Raw genomic sequence first — 5009 nt, 5'->3', positions numbered from 1 at the left:
CTGCGCGGACTCGATTCCACCGCCCTCGCGTGACCCGACGTACTGGATGAAGACCCGAGTCCGAATTGCAAGGGGAAAACGCGTGCCAATGAGCGGTTTTTCAACGGCCTGCTAGCTAGCAAAAGTGCGGGAGTCTGATTCCGAGGTCAAGCACCCGAACTTTCTTGGACCTACTTGCCGTTATGGCGGATGGCACGAGAGCCGTGTGCCCGTCTTCGACGCCTTGGCCAACGCTACCAGTCCACCTGGCGACAGCTCGCCATTGAGAGCAGCGACACGGACCTGCGCCTCTTGAAAATGCGGATCGCACTCCTTGATGGCCGTATGGAGGAGCACTTTGCGAGCCGCCAGAACTGAGGCACGCGTGTGGGGCATGACCTCCAAACTGTGTGCGCTCCCAAATTCCGCCGGCGCTTCCCCCCGAAGTGGTAGCGTTTTCTTTGGCAGCGTTGCAGCGCAGGCGTAGCATTCATCCAAGTCTTTAGGCAAGGTCCACGTCGAGGAGGTGCATCATGAACGACAGTGCGCGCCAGCAGAATCTGCGTCCCGGACAGAAGGCGGCGCTAATCGTCACGGTGTCCATTCTGGTCGGTGTTGTGTCGTTCGCTGCTTCATTCGTTACCAGCTATCGCGAGCGCAACCTTGACACCCGGCAGGCCGTCGGCGAGTTCGCCTCGACGCTCAAGGAGGCAGTGGGCAACAATGTGCCGGCAGGCTTGGCAACACCACAGGTCGCCAGCCCGGCCGCGTCCCCGCCTGGCTCCGAAGCAGCATTCGTGCGTGGCGCGACCGCCATCACCAAACGCAGCGCCAATGACACCCGCGTCCTGAGATCGCAAATGGATGCGATCGACTTGGGCTCGTTCCTGTCGGCAACCACGCTCACGAACCCCGCAAGAATCCTCAAGGCACGGCAAGGCATCGAGGACTACAAAAGGCTTGTCGACCAGCAGTACGCTCGGTCGAATGCGTACTACGCCGAGATGGAAACCTACCTGCGAACCACCCGGGCACCTGGGACGCTGGCTCAGGACGCGCTCGGGGGATTCCTGAAGGCAAGCGCTGTTTCGAAGGCGGCCTACCAGGAATGGCGAGACGCGGAATTCGCGGTCGCTTCTTCGGTGATGGACATCCTGGATTTCGCGGGATCACGGCAAAAGACGATGAAGCTGCAAGGCAACGCGATCTCCTTCTCAAGCGGCGTCGATGGCAAGCGATACAACCAATTGCAGAACGCGCTCAGGGATACCGCAGCCCGAGAGGACGCGGTTGTCAGAAGGCTCGGCCAACTCGAAAGCGACACGAGGGCCAATGCCGAGCAGCTTTCGGCATTGGCAAGTGGAAAGAAATGAGGCTCTGGTGCAAATCGCGCCTCCGGTAGGCTACGGCTTTTGACTTGAAGGCGGATCGATGGCAAAGATGCTGCAGGGCATGGACGAATTGTTCAAGGGTCGGCACTTCGAGCGCGAGATCATCGTTCTATGCGTTCGCTGGTACCTGCGCTTCAAGCTGAGCTTTCGTGACCTGGTGGAGATGATGGTCGAGCGTGGCCTGGCCTTGGCCCACACGACGATCATGCGTTGGGTCCAGCGTTTCGTGCCCGAGTTCGAGAAGCGCTGGAATCGATTCGCTCGCAAGGCCGGTCGCTCATGGCGCGTTGATGAGACCTATGTGAAGATCCGCGGCAAGTGGACCTATCTCTATCGTGCCGTCGATCGAGATGGCCAGACAGTTGATTTTCGCTTGGGCGCCAACCGCGACGTGAAGGCGGCCAAGGCGTTATTTCGTAAGGCGCTGAAGACACAAGGGCGACCGCCGGTGAGCATCACGCTGGATGGCTATGCCGCCTCGCACGGCGCAGTGCGAGAGTTGCCCGCGCAGAGCTCACGCTGGAAAGACACGCGGCTGCGATCGTCGAAGTACCTCAACAACATGATCGAGCAAGACCATCGAGGCGTGAAGTCACGCATCAATCCGATGCTCGGATTCAAGGTCTTCGACCGTGCCGCGGTGACGATTGCCGGCGTCGAGTTGGTGCACCGAGTTCGCAAGGGTCAGTTCAATCTCGGTCGGCTGCGTGTTCGGGGCCAAGCCGCGCCCGCGATCTGGAATGCTGTGCTTTCGGCATAGCCTGCGCAGCCTTCTGGAGACGTCACTCGGCTACCCCGAAACTTTGCACCAGAGCCATCTGCCTCAACTCGACGAGAAGCTTTACCTGGTTCTCAACGCTCGCGAGACGGGCCTCTCACTGGCTCAAATGTCCGCCTTATACATGACGCACAAGTCAGAGACAGTGAAATCCCCTGAGAGACGATTTGCAACAAACATCGTGTTGCCGGCTGGTAGCAGCTGACCGTGTGAGAAAACTTCGTTCAAAGACCGTATGGGCCCTGCGCTGAACGTTTGTCCGTAGAGGTGTTGGTTGTTGAGCACGACCTCCAGCCGGGCGTTGTCGGCATGTGGGTTGAGCTTCAAGAGCAGCATGGGGCGGTTAGAGTTCGAGGTGGAGACCGTCAAGTTGGGAGCGTCGAAGTCGAACTGGACAGTATCGGTTTCGCCGAGTGTGGTGTCGGAGTCCTGAATGACGATGTAGTTGGCAACTGTGGGCATTGTTAGAACTCCTCATGTTTGGACGGCCTATCAACGGGACCCTCGATTATCTCTATGAGAGGGAAAACGCCTGGAGGGATTACGCCGCCTCGTCGAGTGTTTCGGCGGCGGTCAGCAAGGCGGCAGGCACATCAGTGTGGGAAATGGTCGAGCTCGTGCGAGTTCCGGGAATCAGATCGCACCCACGAAGCCGCTGCCGATCGCGAGCCGCTGCGGCGCGACGCGTACTTCGGCGTGGACGCGGTTTCGATTTGGGTTCGGTCCTGTCGCCTGCGGCATTTGCGCCGAAGCACTCACGGCTGCGCCGCCAAGGTTCGCAGCGTACGTGCCGCGTCGCTGGCCGCGCATACGGCGAGACGGCTTGCCAGCCGTTGTTGAGGTCAGTTACCGCCCGCTATCCAAGTCAGCAAATGATGCTAGCCAGAAATCAGACAGAGTGATGATTTTATTGAGAAATTGTGGATATTGGGGTTGCGGGAGCGATGTTGCTGTGGAGTAACAAGAACTCCTGGATGGCATCTTGCTAGCGCGGGCAACAAGGCGCCAAATAGTGCTAGCGCATTTGCAGGAGCCATCGATATGCCGCGTTCGCCCGCGATCACCGAGCGAGAGCTCCAGATTGCAAATGTGCTTCGCCCGCTGGGTACGAGCCCCCTCACCCGCGATCAGGCACTGATGGCATCGAACCTGCTGAACGTTCACTGGACCCATGTCTACCGATTGCGCAAGCGCTTTCTTGCGAGCCCGGTCGTGAGTTCGGTCGTTCCCCGCAAGACAGATCGCAAGCCCGGGCCTCGGCTGGATCCGGACGTCGAATCGATCGTGCAGAAGGCACTCCACCTGTGGTTGCCCAAGCAGCGGCAACTGGCGCACCCGCTGCTCGACCTGGGCACTGAAATCAAACGCCGGTGCAAAGCTGAGAAGGTTAAGTCGCCCTCCAGGAACACTGTGGCGGGACGTTGGGCGGTCTATCGGGAAGAGCAAGCAGCGTTGCTCGCAAAAGATCCGGCGGCCCAGAAGGCTCCTGGCAACTTCAACGCAAAGTCACTGCTCGACATCGTGCAGATCGATCACACGCAAGCCGATGCCTTCGTGGTGGATCCATGGTTCCGGCGCACCATCGGCCGCCCCTGGCTGACGCTCGCGATCGACATCACTTCGCGCTGCGTCGTCGGGTGTTATGTCGGCATGGAACGCCTGAATGCCGGCACGGTTGCGCTGTTGCTCAGCCGCATTGCGCTGCCCAAGGCGCCGTGGCTCAAGACGCTCGGCGTGGAGGCGGCCTGGCCCATGCAGGGGATACCCAAGATCCTTCATCTTGACAACGCCGCTGAGTTCAAGAGCAAGGCGCTGAAAGCCGGCTGTGCGCAGTACGGCATTGACCTGATGTACCGCCCGGTTGGTCGACCGCACTTCGGCGGTCACATTGAACGGCTGAACCGTACGCTCATGTAGCGCCTGAAGGGGTTGCCGGGCGCCACAGGCAATTCGGTCAAGGGCCGAAAGGCACGCAAGCCCGAGGAGAAGGCCGCGCTGACCCTTGTTGAATTCGAGCGCTGGCTGGCAGTCGAGGTCGCCTTGCGCTATCACCACAGCGAACACCGCGGGCTCATGGGGGCCACTCCGGCCAACGCGTGGCAGTCGTTGTCCGAGGGGCTCTGGTGCAAAGTTTCGGGGTAGCCAAGTGACGTCTCCAGAAGGCCTCGCAGGTTATGCCGAAAGCACAGCATTCCAGATCGCGGGCGCGGCTTGGCCCCGAACACGCAGCCGACCGAGATTGAACTGACCCTTGCGAATTCGGTTCAGCAACTCGACGCCGGCAATCGTCACCGCAGCGCGTTCGAAGACCTTGAAGCCGAGCATCGGATTGATGCGTGACTGCACGCCTCGATGGTCTTGCTCGATCATGTTGTTGAGGTACTTCGACGATCGCAGCCGCTGTGTCTTTCCAGCGCGAACTCTGCGCGGGCACTCTCGCACCGCACGGTGCGAGGCGGCATAGCCATCCAGCGTGATGCTGACCGGGGGGCGGCCCTTGCGTCTCCAGCGCCTTGCGAAAGAACGCCTTGGCCGCCTTCACATCGCGGTTGGCGCTCAGACGGAAGTCGACCGTCTTTCCTTCTCGATCGACGGCCCGGTAGAGATAGCTCCATTTGCCGCGGATCTCCACATAGGTCTCGTCGACGCGCCATGAGCGACCGGCCTTGCGAGCGAATCGATTCCAGCGCTTCTCGAACTCGGGCACGAAACGCTGGACCCAGCGCATGATCGTCGTGTGGGCCAAGGCCAGGCCACGCTCGGCCATCATTTCCACCAGGTCGCGCAAGCTCAACTTGAAGCGCAGATACCAGCGGACGCATAGAACGATGATCTCGCGCTCGAAGTGCCGACCCTTGAAC

At 60.4% G+C, this 5009-nt stretch carries 5 protein-coding genes; 3 read left to right on the top strand and 2 right to left on the bottom strand.

The window, feature by feature from the left end; translation table 11 throughout:
- Positions 1-512: 512 nt before the first annotated feature.
- Both WKW82_RS40155 and WKW82_RS40150 read left to right on the top strand, forming a co-directional pair.
- The gene (locus WKW82_RS40155) at positions 513-1352 is read left to right on the top strand and encodes a hypothetical protein (RefSeq protein WP_340348788.1); all 840 of its coding nucleotides are present in this window, start codon (positions 513-515) and stop codon (positions 1350-1352) included.
- A gap of 58 nt (positions 1353-1410) precedes the next feature.
- Positions 1411-2130 carry an IS6 family transposase gene (locus WKW82_RS40150; RefSeq protein ID WP_422823711.1) on the top strand — a complete coding sequence of 240 codons (720 nt, stop codon included), beginning with the start codon at positions 1411-1413 and terminating at the stop codon, positions 2128-2130.
- A gap of 123 nt (positions 2131-2253) precedes the next feature.
- On the opposite strand, the gene WKW82_RS40145 is transcribed toward WKW82_RS40150, so the two are convergent.
- The gene (locus WKW82_RS40145) at positions 2254-2610 is read right to left on the bottom strand and encodes a hypothetical protein (protein ID WP_340348787.1); all 357 of its coding nucleotides are present in this window, start codon (positions 2608-2610) and stop codon (positions 2254-2256) included.
- Positions 2611-3189: 579 nt separating this feature from the next.
- Here WKW82_RS40145 and WKW82_RS40140 point away from each other — a divergent pair.
- Positions 3190-4065, top strand: coding sequence for a hypothetical protein (locus tag WKW82_RS40140; RefSeq protein ID WP_340348786.1), 876 nt, complete (start codon positions 3190-3192; stop codon positions 4063-4065).
- 255 nt (positions 4066-4320) lie between these two features.
- Here WKW82_RS40140 and WKW82_RS40135 read toward each other — a convergent pair.
- Positions 4321-5009 (bottom strand): IS6 family transposase gene (locus WKW82_RS40135; RefSeq protein ID WP_340348785.1). Its coding sequence is split into 2 segments (ribosomal slippage), with 688 coding nucleotides annotated over them: positions 4321-4653 and positions 4655-5009; the frame shifts between segments, so codons are not numbered across the junction. This gene is flagged as partial in the annotation.

Origin of the sequence: Variovorax rhizosphaerae (assembly GCF_037889975.1) — a bacterium.
GTDB classification, from domain to species: Bacteria; Pseudomonadota; Gammaproteobacteria; order Burkholderiales; family Burkholderiaceae_C; genus Variovorax; species Variovorax rhizosphaerae.
Note: the sequence above shows the minus strand (reverse complement) of the source record. Positions and strands in the feature narration are given on the sequence as shown.